The following is a 19,021-nucleotide window of genomic DNA, read 5'->3' as shown; positions in this document are numbered from 1 at the left end:
TTAACTGATCGGCATTGCGGCTAAGGAGGCTTTATGGTCAATGCCATTTTTTGCGCCCACGGCAAATTAGCTTGCGCCATGCTGGAATCGGTTCAGATGGTGTACGGCGACGCCAATGTTGAGGCAGTTGAATTTGTGCCCGGCGAGAACGCCGGAGACATCGTGGCAAAGCTAGAAAAGTTAGTGAGTATTCACAATCATGACGAGTGGTTAATCGCCGTGGACTTACAGTGCGGCAGCCCGTGGAACGCGGCGGCAACGCTTGCGATGCGTAATCCGCGCCTGCGGGTAATCAGCGGCCTTTCCCTGCCGCTGACGCTCGAACTGGTCGATAACCAGGACAGCATGAACGTTGATGAACTGTGTGAACACCTGACGCAAATCGCAAAGCAAACCTGCGTTGTCTGGAAACAACTGGCAACGGCAGAGGAGGATTTCTGATGAACATTACGCTCGCCCGCATTGATGACCGCCTAATCCACGGCCAGGTCACTACCGTCTGGTCGAAAGTAGCTAACGCCCAGCGCATTATTATCTGCAATGACGAGGTGTATAACGATGAAGTTCGCCGGACATTATTGCGTCAGGCCGCCCCGCCGGGAATGAAAGTTAACGTGGTCAATATTGAAAAAGCCGTCGCGGTGTATCACAACCCACAATATCAGGACGAAACCGTATTTTATCTTTTTACCCGACCTCAGGATGCCTTAGCGATGGTTCGTCAGGGAGTAAAAATCGGCACCCTGAATATTGGCGGCATGGCCTGGCGACCCGGTAAAAAACAGTTAACCAAAGCAGTTTCATTAGATGACGATGATATTAACGCATTTCATGAGTTAAATAATCTTGGCGTCACGCTGGATTTACGCGTTGTAGCGTCAGATCCTTCAATCAATATTATCGACAAAATAAAAGAACAGTTAGTCGCAAATTAAATAATAGCGCCTGTGTACATATGCTTTAACAGGCAGGGATGACGACACTTAAAAGGTGACAAATCATGGAAATAAGTACCCTACAAATCATTGCCATATTTCTTTTTTCCTGTATTGCCGGAATGGGCAGCGTGCTGGATGAATTTCAGACTCATCGCCCGTTAATTGCCTGTACGGTGATTGGTTTAATTCTCGGTGATTTAAAAACCGGAATTATGCTCGGTGGTACGCTGGAATTGATAGCTCTCGGCTGGATGAACGTCGGCGCGGCGCAATCTCCGGATTCTGCACTCGCCAGCATAATCTCCGCCATTCTGGTTATCGTTGGTCAGCAAAGCATCGCCACCGGTATCGCCATCGCGTTGCCTGTGGCTGCGGCAGGCCAGGTGCTGACGGTGTTTGCCCGCACCATCACCGTTGTGTTCCAGCACGCGGCGGATAAAGCAGCGGAAGAAGCGCGGTTTCGCACTCTCGATATTCTGCATGTCTCCGCGCTTGGCGTGCAGGCACTGCGCGTTGCGATTCCAGCACTGATTGTCTCGCTGTTCGTCAGCGCCGATATGGTGAGCGCCATTCCCGAATTTGTGACCCGTGGATTGCAGATTGCTGGCGGTTTTATCGTGGTGGTCGGTTACGCCATGGTGCTTCGCATGATGGGCGTGAAATATTTGATGCCTTTCTTTTTCCTCGGTTTCCTCGCAGGTGGCTACCTCGATCTCAGTCTGCTGGCGTTCGGTGGCGTCGGCGTGATCATGGCCCTGCTCTACATCCAGCTAAATCCACAGTGGCGTAAAGCTGAACCACATCCCCAGACCACCACTATCACCGCCCTTGACCAACTTGATGATTAACGGAGCCATCATGGAACAGAGAAAAATTACACGCAGCGATCTGGTGAGCATGTTTCTGCGCTCCAACCTGCAACAGGCGTCCTTCAACTTTGAACGCATTCATGGGCTGGGCTTTTGCTACGACATGATCCCCGCCATCAAGCGACTCTACCCATTAAAAGAGGATCAGGTTGCGGCGCTCAGGCGACACCTGGTGTTCTTCAATACCACGCCAGCCGTATGTGGTCCGGTCATCGGCGTGACCGCCGCCATGGAAGAAGCGCGGGCCAACGGTGCAGAAATTGATGACGGCACCATTAACGGCATCAAAGTCGGTCTGATGGGACCATTGGCAGGAGTTGGCGATCCACTGGTCTGGGGAACCCTACGCCCGATTACCGCCGCGCTCGGCGCATCTCTGGCTCTTTCTGGCAACATTCTCGGCCCACTGCTGTTCTTCTTTATTTTCAATGCAGTACGTCTGGCAATGAAATGGTATGGGCTGCAACTGGGCTTTCGTAAAGGCGTGAATTTCGTCAGCGATATGGGCGGTAATTTGCTGCAAAAACTGACTGAGGGCGCATCGATTCTCGGACTATTTGTGATGGGCGTGCTGGTCACCAAATGGACGTCGATCAACGTGCCGTTGGTAGTTTCGCAAACGCCTGCCGCCGATGGCTCCACCGTCACCATGACCGTGCAGAACATTCTCGACCAGCTCTGCCCCGGCCTGCTGGCGCTGGGTTTGACGCTGCTGATGGTGCGTCTGCTCAACAAAAAAATTAACCCGGTATGGCTGATCTTCGCCCTGTTTGGCTTAGGGATTATCGGCAATGCACTGGGCTTCCTGTCCTGATTCTTCGCCCCGGCGCAACCGTCGGGGCCATCGTTCAACACGAGGTGGTTTATGAAAACAACAGCTCTGCGTCTTTATGGTAAACGTGATTTACGCCTGGAAACCTTTGATCTTCCTGAAATGCAGGAGGATGAAATCCTCGCGACGGTGGTCACCGACAGCCTGTGCCTCTCTTCCTGGAAAGAGGCCAATCTGGGTGAAAACCATAAAAAAGTACCCGACGATGTGGCGACCAATCCCATCATCATCGGCCATGAATTTTGCGGCGATATTCTGGCCGTGGGTAAAAAGTGGCAGCACAAATTTCAGCCGGGCCAGCGCTATGTGATTCAGGCCAACCTGCAATTGCCGGAAAGCCCGGACTGCCCCGGTTACTCTTTCCCGTGGGTGGGTGGTGAAGCCACACATGTGGTTATCCCAAATGAGGTTATGGAACAGGATTGCCTGCTGGCATACGACGGCGAAACCTACTTTGAAGGCTCGCTGGTTGAACCGCTTTCCTGCGTGATTGGCGCGTTCAACGCCAACTATCATCTTCAGGAAGGTAGTTATAACCACACGATGGGGATTCGCCCGCAAGGGCGCACACTGATCCTCGGCGGCACCGGACCAATGGGACTGTTAGCGATTGATTATGCGCTGCATGGGCCAGTTAACCCGTCGCTACTCGTTATTACCGATACCGACAATAACAAATTAAGTTATGCGCGACAGCACTATCCATCAGAACCGCAAACACTGATTCATTATCTCAATGCCGCCGATGCAGCATTTGATACGTTAATGGCACTGAGTGGCGGTCACGGCTTCGATGATATTTTCGTCTTTGTGCCAAATGAAGGACTGGTGACTCTCGCCTCCTCCTTGCTGGCGACAGATGGTTGTCTGAATTTCTTCGCCGGACCGCAGGATAAACACTTCAGCGCACCAATTAATTTCTACGATGTGCATTATGCCTTTACTCATTACGTTGGCACATCGGGCGGCAATACCGATGACATGCGTGCGGCGGTCAAACTGATCGAAGAGAAAAAAGTGCAGGCCGCAAAAGTGGTAACACATATTCTTGGGCTGAATGCTGCGGGCGAAACCACGCTTGAATTGCCTGCCGTCGGCGGCGGCAAAAAACTGGTGTATACCGGGAAAGACCTGCCGCTGACGTCACTCACGCAGATTCAGGATCAAGCACTGGCGGCAATTCTGACGCGTCATCAGGGAGTATGGTCCGGTGAGGCGGAGCAATATCTGCTCACTCATGCAGAGGCAATTAGCCATGATTAATCGCGATACTCAACTGTGCATGTCGCTGGCCGGTCGCCCCGGCAACTTCGGCACGCGTTTTCACAATTATCTGTATGAAAAGCTGGGGCTGAATTTCATCTACAAAGCGTTCACCACCCAGGATATTGAGGCGGCGGTGAAAGGTGTTCGCGCATTAGGTATTCGCGGCTGTGCCGTGTCGATGCCGTTTAAAGAAAGCTGTATGCCCTTTCTCGATGCGATCGATCCGTCAGCGAAAGTCATTGATTCAGTGAATACCATCGTGAATGACGGCGGCAGGCTGACCGGGTTTAACACCGACTACATTGCGGTGAAAAACCTGATTATTCACCACCAGCTCAATAGCGCCGCACGCGTGATGATTCGCGGCAGTGGCGGCATGGGCAAAGCGGTCATTGCCGCCTTTCGCGACGCGGGGTTTACCGATGTCATCATCGCCGCCCGCAACCACGAGAGCGGCCCGGCGCTGGCGAAGCAGTATGGCTTCCAGTGGCAACCGCAGCCAGAAGGAATCGACTGCGACATTCTGGTTAACGTTACCCCCGTTGGCATGGCTGGCGGTAAAGAGAGCCATGAGCTGGCCTTCAGCGAGGCAATGATCTCTACGGCAAGCGTCGTTTTTGACGTCGTGGCATTGCCACCGGAAACGCCGCTCATTCGTCTGGCGCAGCAGCTTGATAAGCAGACGATCAGCGGCGCAGAGGTGATTGCTTTACAGGCCGTCGAGCAGTTCGCGATGTATACCGGTGTGCGACCTGATGCGCGGCTGATTACTGAAGCGGCACAATTTGCACGAGAAGGATAAGAAACATCAGCGCATTAAGGGGCGCTCTGATTGGTGGCAAAGTGCACGTTGTTCATGCCGGATGCGGCGCAAACACCTTATTCGGCCTACAAAATCGCGAAAATTCAAGATATTGCGATTAGCTTGTAGGCCTGATAAGCGTAGCGCATCAGGCAATCTTACGTTTGTCATCAGCCTCAGCGCCTTGTTTGCTAACCGTCTTCAGAACGCCTGGTACAATGTGTGACATCGTGAGCCACGTCAGTAAGTGGTTAAATTTGCAGTGGTAGCATTCCTTCCGTGTTTTCTTACTAACCGGAGAAGTAATGGAACTGCTTTTATTGAGTAACTCGACGCTGCCGGGTAAAGCCTGGCTGGAACATGCGCTGCCGTTGATTGCTGAACAGTTGCAAGGTCGCCGTTCAGCGGTGTTTATTCCTTTCGCTGGCGTAACGCAAACCTGGGATGATTATACGGCCAAAACGGCTGCGGTCCTTGCCCCACTTGGCGTTTCTGTCACCGGTATTCATAGCGTGGCCGATCCTGTTGCCGCGATTGAAAATGCTGAGATCGTGATTGTCGGCGGCGGTAACACTTTCCAGTTGCTGAAACAGTGCCGCGAGCGCGGGCTTTTGGCACCCATTGCCGACGTAGTAAAACGTGGCGCGCTGTATATCGGCTGGAGCGCAGGCGCTAACCTTGCTTGCCCAACTATCCGCACCACCAACGATATGCCGATTGTCGATCCGCAAGGTTTCGATGCGCTGAATCTGTTCCCGCTGCAAATCAACCCGCACTTCACCAACGCGCTGCCGGAAGGCCATAAAGGGGAAACGCGCGAGCAGCGTATTCGCGAACTGCTGGTCGTCGCGCCAGAACTGACCATTATTGGCCTGCCGGAAGGTAACTGGATCACGGTGAGTAAAGGTCACGCTACGCTGGGCGGCCCGAATACCACTTATGTATTTAAAGCTGGTGAGGAAGCGGTGCCGCTGGAAGCGGGTCACCGTTTTTAAGTGAATTGCCGGATGCATGATCCGGCATCTTGTACATAGTGCCTGATGCGACGCTTGACGCGTCTTATCAGGCATATTAATACTCGTCCCGTCCCTCATCTTCATCCGGCTGTTCCAGCACACTGTAAGCCACCGAACAAAACAGCGAGTTCAGACGCTGCATATCGCCCAGTAAGCCTAAATGCAGCGAACTGGTTTCAATGCTTTGCACGTTTTGCTGATGCAGGCGATCGACGTGAGCATGGGAATAACGGCGATTAAGAATGCGAAAGCGATGCTTACTACGGCGCAAACGACGAGCGCTGGTGACATCGCCAGAGAAGAACACCGACATTGCCAGCTTTAAATTACTGAGCAATTGCTCATAGAGCGCATCCAGTTCCTTCAACCCATCAAGCGAAAATGCCCGCCGTGCTGCCAGTGATTTGTCAGCAATTTCGCTGCCCATGCGCTCGACGATATCGGAAGCCTGCTCCAGGTTGAGAGCCATTTCGATAATCTCTGCCCAGCGGCGCGACTCTTCTTCCGCCAGCTCTTCTTTTGGCATCCTCGCCAAATAAAGTTTAATCGCGGTGTAGAGGACGTTGATATCATCCGCCAGCTTGCGCAACTCCTTCTCTTCACGCGGTTCACCGTGCATCACTTTATTCAGCCCTTCCATCATCTGTTCCATCGCGTCACCGATGCGCAGTGTTTCACGGGCGGCATTCGCCAGAGCAAGAGTCGGAGTATCCAGCGCACTAACGTCCAGATGTTTTGGTTTCAGATGGGCATCCAACTCAGGTTCATCGCGAATAATCGTTTTGCAAAATCGCGCCATTGGATCGACAAACGGCAGCATGACCAGGCAACGAACGAGGTTGTAGAAGACGTGGAAATAGATAACCAGTTCCGCTTTTGGCAAAGGCAGTTTATCCATTGATTCAGCCAGAACATGGACAAATGGCAGGATAATCAAGCTCCCCACCAGCTTAAACAACAAGCTACCCATCGCAACACGGCGAGCAGCGGCATTGGCGGCACTATTGTTGAGCATCGCCAGCAGGCCGGAACCGAGGTTGGCTCCAATTACCAGACAGAGCGCCACCGGGAAGGAGATAATGCCTGCGGCGGTCAAAGTAGCGGTCAGCAATACAGCAGCAAGGCTGGAGTAGCTGATAACGGCGAACATCGCGCCAATCAGCGCATCCAGCAGAATATCGCCAGTCAACGAAGCAAAGATCACCTGAACGCCGTTTGCCTGGGTGATCGGCGTTACGGCCTGCACAATCAACTCCAGCGCCAGCAAAATCAGCCCAAGACCAATACCGACGCGGCCCAGTTGCCCGGCGCGTGACTGTTTGCGTCCGAGGAAAAAAATAACGCCGATAAAAATGAGCAGCGGTGACAACCAGGATAAATCGAAGGTGAGGACCCGCGCCATTAGCGCCGTCCCGACATCAGCCCCCAGCACAATCACCAGCGCGGGCGCGAGAGCAACCAGATCCTGGGCGACAAACGAGGTCACCAGCATGGTGGTGGCATTACTACTCTGTACCAGTGCGGTAACGCCGATCCCCGCGCAAAAGGCGAGCGGCTTCTTTTCGACGCTCCGGCTAAGGACTGTACGCAGGCGTGCGCCGAAGACGCGCATTACGCCTGTTCGAACAATATGCGTCCCCCAGACCAACAGGGCGACGGCAGAAAGCAGGTGAAGCAGCGTTAACACGAGTTCAGGTTCTCCTTATCGTTATATGTTCCTGAAGCAATTGAATGACCAAAGGACCGGAAACACGCTGGCTGGCATCTTTACTGTGCCTTTTGACATTCGTTTTTCCGGCTAAGATTATTCCAGCCTGATTCCAGTATAAGTGTTTCATATTAATAAAGAGACAGGGCACCCATTGAGTGCCCTGTTTGTTGTAAGGAAAAGTGACATATTTGTGAATCAGTCCACGTCATACCCCAGATTCGGTGCCAGCCAGCGCTCAACTTCGGTAACGCTCATACCTTTACGACGGGCATAGTCTTCGACCTGATCGCGTTGAATCTGCGCCACGGCATAGTACTTGCTGTCCGGATGGCTGAAGTACCAACCCGAAACCGATGCACCGGGCCACATCGCGAAAGATTCCGTGAGTTTCATGCCAGTGTGTTTTTCCACTTCCAGCAGCTCCCAGATGGTGGCTTTTTCCGTATGTTCCGGGCAGGCCGGATAGCCCGGTGCAGGACGGATGCCCTGGTAGTTTTCGCGGATCAGCTCTTCGTTGCTGAGGTTCTCGTTCGGCGCATAGCCCCAGTAAACTTTACGCACGCGCTCATGGAGATATTCCGCAAAGGCTTCCGCCAGACGGTCAGCAAGGGCTTTCACCATGATTTTATTGTAATCATCGTGCTGCGCTTCGAAGGCATCAGCCAGTGCGTCTTCTTCCAGTCCACCAGTCACGGCAAATGCGCCGATGTAATCTGCTTTACCAGAAAGCTTCGGCGCAACGAAGTCCGCAAGACAGTAGTTAGCAAAGCCCGTTTTTTCGGTCTGTTGACGCAGATGGTGGCTGACGTTGATCACATGTGTACGCGTTTCGTCTCGGTAGATTTCAATGTCATCGCCCACACGGTTTGCCGGGAACAGGCCCACCACGCCACGCGGATTCAGCGTTTTTTCGGCGCTTAATTTATCCAGCATGTCGTTGGCGTCTTTAAACAGCCGCTGCGCCTCTTCGCCTACCACTTCATCTTCCAGAATGCGCGGATACTTCCCGGCCAGCGACCAGGTCATAAAGAACGGCGTCCAGTCGATGTAATTACGCAGCGTTTCGATGCTGGCTTCAACTTCCTGCACACCGAGACGGTGCGCCACGGGCGGCGTGTAAGCCTGCCAGTCAAAAGCGAAATCGTTATCGCGCGCAGCTTCCAGCGTAACTGGCGGGGTGCGCGGTTTCTTGCGTCCGTGCTGAATACGCACGGTTTCGTACTCTTTGCGGGTACGAGCGACAAAGTCGTCATGCTGAGTGTCAGAAAGCAGCGCCGCCACGACGCCAACGGTGCGCGAGGCGTTCTGCACATACACCGTCGGGCCGCTGTAGTTTTGCTCGATTTTCACCGCCGTGTGCGCTTTTGAGGTGGTCGCACCGCCAATCAGTAGCGGAATGGTGAAGCCCTGACGCTCCATCTCTTTCGCCACGTTGACCATTTCGTCCAGCGATGGCGTGATCAATCCCGAAAGGCCAATCAAATCGGCATTCACTTCTCTGGCGGTACGGAGGATTTTTTCCGCAGGCACCATCACGCCGAGATCGACGATTTCATAGTTGTTGCATTGCAGCACCACGCCAACGATATTTTTACCGATATCGTGCACATCGCCCTTCACGGTGGCGATCACCATCTTGCCGTTGGTTTTGCCCTGCTCTTTGCTGGCTTCGATAAACGGTTCGAGATACGCCACCGCCTGTTTCATGACGCGCGCCGATTTCACCACCTGCGGCAGGAACATTTTCCCTTCGCCAAACAGGTCGCCGACCACGTTCATGCCATCCATCAGCGGGCCTTCAATCACCTGAATGGGGCGCTCGGCCTGCTGGCGGGCTTCTTCGGTGTCCTGTTCGATAAACTCGGTAATGCCTTTGACCAGCGAGTATTCCAGACGTTTATTCACGTCCCACGAGCGCCACTCCGCCTGCTGGGCGTTAGCGGTATCGTCGGTTTTGCTGCCGCGATATTTCTCGGCAAGCTCCAGTAAACGCTCGGTGCCATCGTCGCGACGGTTAAGGATCACATCTTCCACCGCGTCGCGCAGTTCGGCGGGCAGGTCGTCGTAAATCGCCAGTTGCCCGGCGTTGACGATCCCCATATCCATACCGTTACGAATGGCGTAGTAGAGGAACACCGCGTGAATAGCTTCGCGCACCGGATCGTTACCACGGAACGAGAAGGAAACGTTAGAGACGCCGCCGGAAATCAGCGCGTGCGGCAGTTCGCGTTTGATGTCTTCACACGCGCCGATAAAGTCCTGCGCGTAGTTGTTGTGCTCTTCAATGCCAGTTGCGACCGCGAAGATGTTCGGATCAAAGATGATGTCTTCTGCCGGGAAGCCGACTTCCTCGGTGAGTATTTTGTACGCCCGACGGCAAATTTCGATTTTCCGTGCACGGGTATCGGCCTGGCCCTGTTCGTCAAAGGCCATTACCACAACCGCTGCACCGTAACGACGCAACAGTTTCGCATGATGGATAAAGGCGTCGACGCCCTCTTTCATCGAGATAGAGTTAACAATGCCTTTGCCCTGAATACACTTCAGACCTTTTTCAATGACGTCCCATTTTGAGGAGTCGATCATAATCGGCACGCGGGCGATATCCGGTTCACCGGCAATCAGGCTAAGGAAACGCACCATCGCCGCTTCGGCGTCGAGCATCCCTTCATCCATGTTGATATCAATAATCTGCGCGCCGCTTTCCACCTGCTGACGCGCCACATCCAGCGCCTCGCTGTATTTCTCTTCTTTAATCAGGCGTTTGAATTTGGCAGAACCGGTGACGTTAGTCCGCTCCCCGACGTTAACAAACAGGCTGTCTTCGCCAATGTTCAGCGGCTCCAGGCCGGACAAACGACAGGCGACGGGGATCTCCGGCAGTTTGCGCGGCGCTAATCCTTCTACTGCGCGACTCATTGCCGCAATATGTCGTGGCGTGGTGCCGCAGCAACCGCCGACGATATTGAGGAATCCCGCTTCCGCCCATTCGCGGATGTGCTTTGCCATCGTGTCGGCATCGAGATCGTATTCACCAAAAGCGTTGGGCAGCCCGGCGTTCGGGTGGGCGGTGACGTAGCATTCCGCAATACGTGACAGCTCCTGCACGTACTGGCGCAGTTCATCTGGCCCCAGCGCACAGTTCAGGCCAAAGGTCAGCGCTTCGGCGTGACGCAATGAGTTGTAAAATGCTTCGGTGGTCTGCCCGGAGAGTGTGCGCCCGGAGGCGTCGGTGATGGTGCCGGAGATCATAATCGGCAGTTCAACGCCCAGCGCTTCGAACTCCGTTTTCACCGCAAAAATCGCCGCTTTGGCGTTGAGGGTGTCGAAAACGGTTTCAATCAGAATCAGATCCGCACCACCTTCGACTAATGCTTTGGTGGATTCGCGATAGGCCGCCACCAGCTGGTCAAAAGTGATGTTGCGGAATGCTGGATCGTTTACGTCCGGCGATATAGACGCCGTGCGGTTGGTTGGGCCGAGAACACCAGCAACGTAGCGCGGTTTCTCCGGCGTGCGCGCGGTCCACTCATCAGCACAAGCACGCGCCAGTTTCGCCGCCGCAAAGTTGATTTCCGCCGACAGGGATTCCATCTGGTAATCCGCCATCGCAATAGTCGTGGAGTTGAAGGTGTTGGTTTCGATGATATCTGCGCCCGCTTCAAAGTAAGCGTTGTGGATGGCGGAGATCACTTCCGGTTTGCTGAGAACCAGCAGGTCGTTGTTACCTTTAAGATCGCAAGGCCAGTCGGCAAAACGTTCTCCGCGAAAATCTGCCTCGTTCAGTCGATAACTCTGGATCATGGTGCCCATACCGCCGTCCAGCACCAGAATACGTTCATTTAACTGCGCACGCAGTTGTTCAACTTTGCTGCTCACACTCGCTCCCGACACGCTCAACCCAGACTGTAAAAAAATTCAACAGACCATACTGGCATAAACGCATCAGTGGTAAAAGCGACCACCACGCAACATGAGATTTGTTCAACATTAACTCATCGGATCAGTGTGGCAACTATTGCATTACACCGTAATAAAAATGAAAATGATTTCCACGATACAGAAAAAGGAGACTGTCATGGTCGCACCCATTCCCGCAAAACGCGGCAGAAAACCCGCCGTTGCCACCGCACCCGCGACTGGACAGGTTCAGTCTTTAACGCGTGGGCTGAAATTACTGGAGTGGATTGCCGAATCCAATGGCAGTGTGGCACTTACGGAACTGGCACAGCAAGCCGGATTACCCAATTCCACGACTCACCGCCTGCTAACCACGATGCAACAGCAGGGTTTCGTCCGTCAGGTTGGCGAACTTGGACACTGGGCGATCGGCGCACATGCTTTTATGGTCGGCAGCAGCTTTCTCCAGAGCCGTAATTTGTTAGCCATTGTCCATCCTATTCTGCGCAATCTGATGGAAGAGTCTGGCGAAACGGTCAATATGGCGGTGCTGGATCAAAGCGATCACGAAGCGATTATTATCGACCAGGTGCAGTGTACGCATCTGATGCGTATGTCAGCCCCTATCGGCGGTAAGTTACCGATGCATGCCTCTGGTGCCGGTAAAGCCTTTTTAGCCCAACTAAGCGAAGAGCAGGTGACGAAGCTGCTGCATCGCAAAGGCTTACATGCCTATACCCACGCGACGCTGGTGTCTCCTGTGCATCTAAAAGAGGACCTCGCCCAGACGCGTAAACGTGGCTATTCATTTGACGATGAAGAACATGCGTTGGGGCTTCGTTGCCTCGCGGCGTGTATTTTCGATGAGCACCGCGAACCATTTGCCGCGATTTCGATTTCCGGGCCGATTTCACGTATTACCGATGACCGCGTGACCGAGTTTGGCGCGATGGTGATTAAAGCGGCGAAGGAAGTCACGCTGGCATATGGCGGTATGCGGTGATTTTTCGTCTCTGATTTATACGAATCGCACGCTAAACCGCTGCCTGCGCCGATACGCATAAACATCTTCCACGTGCCCTTCACGGATGCGTTTTTGTAGCGCGCGCCAGTAATCAGCGCGGAACAGGTCGGCGTGCATCTCTTCAAACAGTGGCCCAATGCGCGAGTCGGCGCATAGCCAGTGACGGAACTCTTCCGGGAAAACATCGCCCGGCGAGACGCTGTACCACGGCTCACTGGCAAGTTCGTCCTCCGGGTAGCGCGGCGGTGGGATGTCGCGGAAATTCACTTCCGTCATGTAGCAAATTTCATCGTAATCATAAAACACCACGCGCCCGTGACGGGTGACACCAAAGTTTTTAAACAGCATGTCGCCAGGGAAGATGTTGGCGGCGGCAAGCTGGCGAATAGCGTTGCCGTACTCTTCAATAGCGTCGCGCAGCTGTTGGCCCTCAACCTGTTCCAGCCAGATATTGAGCGGCACCATCCGCCGTTCGATGTAGAGATGGCGAATCACAATCTGTTCGCCGAGATCGGTGATTTTTTCCGGCGCTTCCTGGAGCAGTAATTCCATTAATGCCGGTGCGATTTGCCGCTTCTCCAGCACAAAGTTTTCAAACTCCTGGGTATCCGCCATTCGACCTACGCGATCGTGCTCTTTAACCAACTGATAGCAGGCGCGAACGTGAGCCGCAGACATCTCTTTCTGCGGCGCGAACTTGTCTTTAATCACTTTGAATACCCGATCAAAGCCCGGCAGCGTGAACACCAGCATCACCATTCCACGAATGCCCGGCGCTTCAATAAATTGCTCATTACAGCCTTGCAGATAAATCAGATATTCACGGTAACTTTCAGTTTTGGCGTGCTTCTGGCAGCCGATGGCCATGTACAGCTCTGCAGTCGTTTTGCCCGGTAGAATTTCCCGTAACCACTCGACCAGTGCGGCAGGTAGCGACGCGTAAACCATAAAATAGGAACGCGCGAAGCCAAAGACAATGCTCGCTTCGGCGGTGGTCGTCAGGCAGGTATCAATAAACAGCCCGCCGTCGTCCGCCTGGTGGATAGGCAGCAAAAAGGGCAACGTGCCGGAAGGCGTGATCAGTTTACCCACCAGCCAGGCGGCTTTATTGCGGTAAAACAGTTCGTTCGCCACCTGTAAATGGCTTTCCGCGAGGTTGTCTGTCCCCAGCGTTTCCGTCAGATGGCGAATGATGTAATGAATGTCACGGCTTTTATTCTGCCAGCGCAGACGCAGCGGCAGGTCGCTGAGGACACGCATTAGTAGCGATTCCCAGCCGTGATCGGGATAAAAGTCTTTTGCCAGCGGGCGCGGAATGGTACGAAAGCGACGCTCTGGCTGGGAGCTAAAGATAAAAAGCCGCTCGGGAGTCAGCGAGCGGTGGTCAAATAACCGACAGTACACGGAGTTAAAAAAGCTCTCCGCAATCTCGAAGCGCGGATAATCCGGCAACAGCCGGGTGTAATGCTCTTTGACGCGCAGTAAAAATTCCGCGTCCGTGCTTTGGCCGTTAGTGATACAGCGCAGCTGTTCCACCACCAGACCAACGTGATGATCATAAAGATGGATACGGTTTTTCATCGCCTGCTGGACAGCGTGCCAGTCGGCTTGCTCGAAACGCTGCTGCGCCCCGGAAGTCACTTCGAGGAATCGACCATACTGAGCGTCGAAACCTTGCAAAATGGTTTGTGCAATCAGTAATTCCAGGCCACGCGGCATTTGTTGTCCTCGTCGGGAGCAGAGAATTGCCGGATAAGACGCGCAAGCGTCGCATCAGGCGCTCATTGCCGGATGCGGCGTGAACGCCTTATCCGGCCTACAGTTAGCAACGTTTATCGGTTGTTAGAACTGCGATTCTTCGGTGGAGCCGGTCAGCGCGGTAACTGACGACGTGCCGCCCTGAATAATGGTCGTCACTTTATCGAAATAACCTGTCCCCACTTCCTGCTGGTGAGAAACAAAGGTGTAGCCATCTTTCGCGGCGGCGAATTCCGGTTGCTGCACTTTTTCAACATAGTGCTTCATACCCTCGCCCTGGGCATAGGCGTTTGCCAGGTCGAACATGTTGAACCACATGCTGTGGATGCCTGCCAGGGTGATGAACTGGAACTTGTAACCCATATCCGACAGCTGCTGCTGGAAGCTGGCAATAGTTTTGTCGTCGAGGTTTTTCTGCCAGTTGAACGACGGCGAGCAGTTATAAGCCAGCAGTTTGCCCGGATATTTCGCGTGGATGGCTTCCGCAAAGCGACGCGCCAGTTCCAGATCCGGCGTGGAGGTTTCACACCATACCAGGTCAGCATACGGCGCATACGCCAGGCCGCGGCTGATCGCTTGTTCAATGCCTGCGTGAGTACGGAAGAAACCTTCGTTGGTACGCTCGCCGGTAATAAATTCGCTATCATACGGGTCGCAATCGGAGGTGATCAGATCCGCCGCATCGGCATCGGTACGTGCAACCAGCAGGGTTGGAACGCCCGTCACGTCAGCTGCCAGACGCGCCGCGACCAGTTTCTGAATAGCTTCCTGAGTTGGCACCAAAACTTTGCCGCCCATGTGACCGCATTTCTTCACTGACGCCAGCTGATCTTCGAAGTGAACTGCCGCTGCACCGGCTTCAATCATCGCTTTCATCAGTTCAAAGGCATTCAAGACACCGCCAAAACCGGCTTCCGCATCAGCAACGATCGGCAGGAAGTAATCGACATAGCGCGGATCGCCCGGCTCAATGCCCGCGGACCACTGGATCTGATCCGCACGGCGGAAAGTATTGTTGATCCGCTCCACTACGGCAGGAACCGAGTTCGCCGGATAAAGCGACTGGTCCGGGTACATGCTTGCTGCCAGGTTAGCGTCTGCCGCAACCTGCCAGCCAGACAGGTAGACCGCTTCAATGCCCGCTTTCGCCTGCTGCAGCGCCTGACCGCCAGTCAGTGCACCGAGGCTGTTGATGTAGCCTTTTTTCGACTCGCCATGCAGCAGACGCCACATTTTCGCCGCGCCCAGTTGCGCCAGCGTGCATTCAGGATTGACTGAACCGCGTAATTTCACCACATCTTCCGCGCTGTATGGGCGAGTAATGCCTTCCCAACGCGGTTGAGTCCACTCTTTCTGTAATTCTTCAATTTGTTGTGTACGGGTTTTCATGTGCAGATGCTCCATAGTTATGTGGTGGTTTACGCTAACAGGCGGTAGCCTGGCAGGGTCAGGAAATCAATTAACTCATCGGAAGTGGTGATCTGTTCCATCAAGCGTGCGGCATCGTCAAAACGCCCCTGGGAGAAACGTTCTTCGCCCAGTTCGCTGGCAATGACTTTCATCTCTTCGCCCAGCATCTGGCGGAACAAGGCTTTGGTCACCGGTTTGCCATTGCTCAACGTTTTTTGATGATGGATCCACTGCCAGATCGAGGTACGGGAAATTTCAGCCGTCGCCGCATCTTCCATCAGGCCATAAATCGGCACGCAGCCGTTGCCGGAGATCCACGCTTCGATGTACTGCACAGCCACGCGAATGTTGGCGCGCATACCTTCTTCGGTGCGTTCACCATCACAAGGTGCCAGCAGCTGATCGGCAGTAATCGGCGCGTCTTGTTCGCGCATTACGTCAAGCTGGTTTTTGCGGGAGCCGAGAATGTCGTTGAATACCGCCATTGCCGTGTCAGCAAGGCCAGGATGTGCGATCCACGTGCCATCGTGACCGTTATTGGCTTCCAGCGCTTTATCCGCTTTTACTTTGTTGAGCACCTGGTTATTGCGCTCTTCATCTTTGCTCGGAATAAACGCCGCCATGCCGCCCATCGCAAAAGCACCGCGTTTATGGCAGGTTTTAATCAACAGGCGTGAGTAAGCATTCAGGAAGGGTTTATCCATCGTGACTGCCTGTCTGTCTGGCAGGACGCGATCGGGATAGTTTTTCAACGTTTTGATATAGCTGAAGATGTAATCCCAGCGACCGCAGTTCAGACCAACAATATGGTCACGCAGCGCGTGAAGGATTTCGTCCATCTGGAACACGGCAGGCAGCGTTTCAATCAGCAACGTCGCCTTGATAGTTCCGCGCGGCAGGTTAAAGCGATCTTCTGCATAGCAGAAAACTTCGCTCCACCAGGCCGCTTCCTGCCAGGACTGGGTTTTCGGCAGATAGAAATAGGGGCCGCTGCCTTTTGCCAACAGTGCCTGGTAGTTGTGAAAGAAATAGAGCGCAAAATCAAACAGGCTGCCAGGAATCGCTTCGCCGCGCCAGGTGACATGTTTTTCCGGCAAATGCAGGCCGCGTACCCGACAAATCAACACCGCGGGATTTGGCTTGAGCTGATAGATTTTGCCTGCTTCATTGGTGTAACTGATGGTGCCGTTAACCGCATCGCGCAGGTTAATTTGCCCATCGATCACTTTGTTCCAGTCTGGTGCCAGTGAATCTTCGAAATCGGCCATAAAGACTTTCACATTCGCGTTGAGTGCGTTGATCACCATCTTGCGCTCAACCGGGCCAGTTATCTCGACTCGACGATCTTGTAAGTCCGCAGGAATCCCGCGAATTTTCCAGTCTGCATCACGAATGGAAGCTATTTCCGAAATAAAATCAGGCAACGTTCCGTTATCGATATCTTGCTGCTGCTGAATACGCGCTGCCAGAAGTTTATTGCGTTGTGGCGTAAAATGCGTCACCAGCTCAGTCAGAAATTCTACCGCCTCGGCAGTGAGAACTTGCTTCTCCTGCTCGCCATACGGCCTTGTGAAAGCCAGTTCATCGGTTGTTGTTGCCTGTTCAGTCATCGTGCAGCTCCTCGTCATGGATCCGAAAACTTCCCCACTGTGAACGAAGGATCGTTGTGTGCTTTTCGTTCAGCACAACTAAGACTACTCATTTAAAATGCAAAATCAAAAACAATTTCCATTTTAAATAAAAATATATGATAACTTATTGATAACAATATGAATAAAATTTATTCACTTGCTGAGGTGTGTTTCGGAAATAAAAAAGGCACCCGAAGGTGCCTGAGGTAAAGTGCTGAATCGCTTAACGATCGACCGCCACAGAAGATTAATCCAGTGTAGGATTCATACGGCGTAGATCGTATGGCGTGATCTGGTAGACGTAATAGTTGAGCCAGTTGGTAAACAGCAAATTGCCATGACTGCGCCAGCTCGCTCGCGGTTTGTTTTGCGGATCGTTGTGCGGGAAATAATTATACGGTACATCCGGGTTTAGTCCGGCTTCCACATCGCGGAAATATTCCTGCGCCAGCGTTTGCGCATCATATTCGGGATGGCCCGTCACAAAGGCAATGCGCTTATCTTTACTGGCAAACAGATATGCATCCCCTTCTTCTGTCTCCGCCAGAATTTCCAGATCGGTATAATCACGAATCAACGCTGCCGGAAAGTCAGCATAGCGCGAATGTGGTGCCAGAAATGAATCATCAAAGCCACGCGTCAGAAGCGCATGAGGATGGAGAATATGATGCTCGTAAACGCCAGAGAGTTTGTCGGTGCGGGTTTGCTTAGGAATGCCGTAGAGGATATTGAGCGCGGCCTGTACAGCCCAGCAGACAAACAGCGTCGAGGTGACGTGATCTTTCGACCACTCCAGCACCTGTTTGATCTGTGGCCAGTAAGCGACGTCATTAAACTCCACCAAACCCAGCGGCGCACCCGTGACAATCAGACCGTCAAAGTTCTGTTCCTGAATATCTTCAAAGTTACAGTAGAAGTTGTTCAGATGCTCTGCGGGCGTGTTGCGCGATTCACGGGAATCGATGCGCAACAGCTGAATATCGACCTGCAAAGGTGAGTTTGAAAGCAGGCGTAAGAACTGATTTTCAGTTTCGATCTTCTTCGGCATCAGGTTAAGGATAAGCACCTTTAGCGGACGAATTTCCTGACCAGACGCGCGAGAAGTTGTCATCACAAAAACGTTTTCTTCACGCAAGAAATTGACGGCGGGTAGCTCGTCCGGCACACGAATCGGCATAACCTGATTACCTCACTACATACGCTTATACGTTTAGACATCCAGATAGCTGAAGATAACCAGAAAATTTACCAATGTCGAGCTTGCATGTTGAAGGTGAGAAAGTTTCAAGGAAAAGGCTACGTTAGAATATAAGAATGACTAAAAGGAGAGAAAATGGTTATTAGTATTCGCCGCTCACGGCATGAGGAAGGGGAGGAACTCGTTGCGATTTGGTGTCGTTCTGTCGATGCCACCCACGATTTTTTATCAGCAGAGTATAGGGCCGAATTGGAAGAGCTGGTGCGTTCCTTTCTGCCGGAAGCACCGTTGTGGGTCGCGGTTAATGAGCGGGATCAGCCGGTTGGGTTTATGTTATTAAGTGGGCAGCATATGGATGCGCTGTTTATCGATCCTGATGTGCGCGGCTGCGGCGTGGGTCGGATGCTGGTGGAGCATGCGCTCTCGATGGCACCGGAACTGACAACCAACGTTAATGAGCAAAATGAGCAGGCGGTTGGGTTCTATAAGAAGATGGGCTTTAAGGTTACAGGGCGCTCTGAGGTGGACGATTTGGGGAAACCGTATCCGTTGCTGAATCTGGCGTATGTGGGGGAATAATGCGCTGTTGCCCCCTACCGTAACCCTGCGTAGGACGAATAAGACGCACCAGCGCCGCATCCGGCTTTTTTTTCTGCATCAACGCAA

General features: G+C 53.2%; 15 protein-coding genes. 9 read left to right on the top strand and 6 right to left on the bottom strand.

The genetic code is table 11. The features are described from left to right. Positions 1-33 precede the first annotated feature (33 nt). The 7 genes from D9738_RS21635 to pepE all read left to right on the top strand — a co-directional run bounded on the left by D9738_RS21635 (position 34) and on the right by pepE (position 5,702). Positions 34-441 (top strand): mannose/fructose/sorbose PTS transporter subunit IIA, encoded by a 408-nt coding sequence (locus tag D9738_RS21635; protein ID WP_130261157.1) that lies wholly within the window; start codon positions 34-36, stop codon positions 439-441. After that, positions 441-935: a PTS system mannose/fructose/N-acetylgalactosamine-transporter subunit IIB gene (locus D9738_RS21630; protein ID WP_130205757.1), complete on the top strand. Its 495-nt coding sequence runs from the start codon at positions 441-443 to the stop codon at positions 933-935. The genes D9738_RS21635 and D9738_RS21630 overlap by 1 nt, the downstream gene beginning before the upstream one ends. Before the next feature lie 65 nt (positions 936-1,000). After that, positions 1,001-1,786 (top strand): PTS mannose/fructose/sorbose transporter subunit IIC, encoded by a 786-nt coding sequence (locus D9738_RS21625; RefSeq protein WP_130261156.1) that lies wholly within the window; start codon positions 1,001-1,003, stop codon positions 1,784-1,786. Between the two features lie 10 nt (positions 1,787-1,796). After that, entirely contained in the window at positions 1,797-2,621 is an 825-nt protein-coding gene (locus D9738_RS21620; RefSeq protein ID WP_130261155.1) for a PTS system mannose/fructose/sorbose family transporter subunit IID, read from the top strand. Between the two features lie 51 nt (positions 2,622-2,672). After that, a complete protein-coding gene (sorE, locus tag D9738_RS21615; protein ID WP_130261154.1) occupies positions 2,673-3,902 on the top strand; it encodes an L-sorbose 1-phosphate reductase in 1,230 nt (409 codons plus the stop codon). Continuing rightward, positions 3,895-4,707: a shikimate 5-dehydrogenase gene (locus D9738_RS21610; protein ID WP_130261153.1), complete on the top strand. Its 813-nt coding sequence runs from the start codon at positions 3,895-3,897 to the stop codon at positions 4,705-4,707. Before sorE ends, D9738_RS21610 begins: the two co-directional genes overlap by 8 nt. Positions 4,708-5,012: 305 nt before the next feature. Next, positions 5,013-5,702: a dipeptidase PepE gene (pepE, locus tag D9738_RS21605; protein WP_130261152.1), complete on the top strand. Its 690-nt coding sequence runs from the start codon at positions 5,013-5,015 to the stop codon at positions 5,700-5,702. A gap of 76 nt (positions 5,703-5,778) precedes the next feature. Here pepE and D9738_RS21600 read toward each other — a convergent pair whose 3' ends face one another. Together D9738_RS21600 and metH are read right to left on the bottom strand one after the other, a co-directional pair. Then, positions 5,779-7,410, bottom strand: a complete 1,632-nt coding sequence (locus tag D9738_RS21600) for a Na/Pi cotransporter family protein (RefSeq protein ID WP_130205749.1) — start codon at positions 7,408-7,410, stop codon at positions 5,779-5,781. Positions 7,411-7,629: 219 nt separating this feature from the next. Continuing rightward, complete coding sequence (metH, locus tag D9738_RS21595) at positions 7,630-11,313, bottom strand: methionine synthase (RefSeq protein ID WP_130261151.1); 3,684 nt, start codon at positions 11,311-11,313, stop codon at positions 7,630-7,632. Between the two features lie 199 nt (positions 11,314-11,512). On the opposite strand from metH, the gene iclR reads away from it, so the two are divergent. Further along, the gene (gene iclR / locus D9738_RS21590; RefSeq protein WP_000226403.1) at positions 11,513-12,337 is read left to right on the top strand and encodes a glyoxylate bypass operon transcriptional repressor IclR; all 825 of its coding nucleotides are present in this window, start codon (positions 11,513-11,515) and stop codon (positions 12,335-12,337) included. A 15-nt stretch (positions 12,338-12,352) separates the two neighbouring features. On the opposite strand, the gene aceK is transcribed toward iclR, so the two are convergent. The 4 genes from aceK to metA form a co-directional block, all read right to left on the bottom strand. Then, the gene (gene aceK, locus D9738_RS21585; RefSeq protein WP_130261150.1) at positions 12,353-14,077 is read right to left on the bottom strand and encodes a bifunctional isocitrate dehydrogenase kinase/phosphatase; all 1,725 of its coding nucleotides are present in this window, start codon (positions 14,075-14,077) and stop codon (positions 12,353-12,355) included. 123 nt (positions 14,078-14,200) lie between these two features. Beyond that, positions 14,201-15,505, bottom strand: a complete 1,305-nt coding sequence (gene aceA, locus D9738_RS21580; RefSeq protein ID WP_000857847.1) for an isocitrate lyase — start codon at positions 15,503-15,505, stop codon at positions 14,201-14,203. Positions 15,506-15,534: 29 nt separating this feature from the next. Next, positions 15,535-17,136 (bottom strand): malate synthase A, encoded by a 1,602-nt coding sequence (gene aceB, locus D9738_RS21575; RefSeq protein ID WP_130261149.1) that lies wholly within the window; start codon positions 17,134-17,136, stop codon positions 15,535-15,537. A gap of 268 nt (positions 17,137-17,404) precedes the next feature. Continuing rightward, complete coding sequence (gene metA / locus D9738_RS21570; RefSeq protein ID WP_130205743.1) at positions 17,405-18,334, bottom strand: homoserine O-succinyltransferase; 930 nt, start codon at positions 18,332-18,334, stop codon at positions 17,405-17,407. Positions 18,335-18,490: 156 nt separating this feature from the next. On the opposite strand from metA, the gene D9738_RS21565 reads away from it, so the two are divergent. After that, positions 18,491-18,934: an acetyltransferase gene (locus tag D9738_RS21565; protein WP_130205741.1), complete on the top strand. Its 444-nt coding sequence runs from the start codon at positions 18,491-18,493 to the stop codon at positions 18,932-18,934. Positions 18,935-19,021: the final 87 nt, after the last annotated feature.

It is taken from the genome of Escherichia sp. E10V5 (genome assembly GCF_004212315.1).
Taxonomy (GTDB): Bacteria; Pseudomonadota; Gammaproteobacteria; order Enterobacterales; family Enterobacteriaceae; genus Escherichia.
The sequence above is the reverse complement of the archived record's forward strand: the minus strand, read 5'-3'. Positions and strand labels throughout refer to the sequence as shown.

Bases quoted from the DNA above. Each gene is read 5' to 3' on its own strand.
- iclR (WP_000226403.1), top strand. From the start codon at position 11,513: ATGGTCGCACCCATTCCCGCAAAACGCGGCAGAAAACCCGCCGTTGCC.
- D9738_RS21625 (WP_130261156.1), top strand. From the start codon at position 1,001: ATGGAAATAAGTACCCTACAAATCATTGCCATATTTCTTTTTTCCTGT.
- D9738_RS21635 (WP_130261157.1), top strand. From the start codon at position 34: ATGGTCAATGCCATTTTTTGCGCCCACGGCAAATTAGCTTGCGCCATG.
- aceB (WP_130261149.1), bottom strand. From the start codon at position 17,136: ATGACTGAACAGGCAACAACAACCGATGAACTGGCTTTCACAAGGCCG.
- aceA (WP_000857847.1), bottom strand. From the start codon at position 15,505: ATGAAAACCCGTACACAACAAATTGAAGAATTACAGAAAGAGTGGACT.
- aceK (WP_130261150.1), bottom strand. From the start codon at position 14,077: ATGCCGCGTGGCCTGGAATTACTGATTGCACAAACCATTTTGCAAGGT.
- D9738_RS21620 (WP_130261155.1), top strand. From the start codon at position 1,797: ATGGAACAGAGAAAAATTACACGCAGCGATCTGGTGAGCATGTTTCTG.
- D9738_RS21565 (WP_130205741.1), top strand. From the start codon at position 18,491: ATGGTTATTAGTATTCGCCGCTCACGGCATGAGGAAGGGGAGGAACTC.
- D9738_RS21610 (WP_130261153.1), top strand. From the start codon at position 3,895: ATGATTAATCGCGATACTCAACTGTGCATGTCGCTGGCCGGTCGCCCC.
- sorE (WP_130261154.1), top strand. From the start codon at position 2,673: ATGAAAACAACAGCTCTGCGTCTTTATGGTAAACGTGATTTACGCCTG.
- metA (WP_130205743.1), bottom strand. From the start codon at position 18,334: ATGCCGATTCGTGTGCCGGACGAGCTACCCGCCGTCAATTTCTTGCGT.
- pepE (WP_130261152.1), top strand. From the start codon at position 5,013: ATGGAACTGCTTTTATTGAGTAACTCGACGCTGCCGGGTAAAGCCTGG.
- D9738_RS21630 (WP_130205757.1), top strand. From the start codon at position 441: ATGAACATTACGCTCGCCCGCATTGATGACCGCCTAATCCACGGCCAG.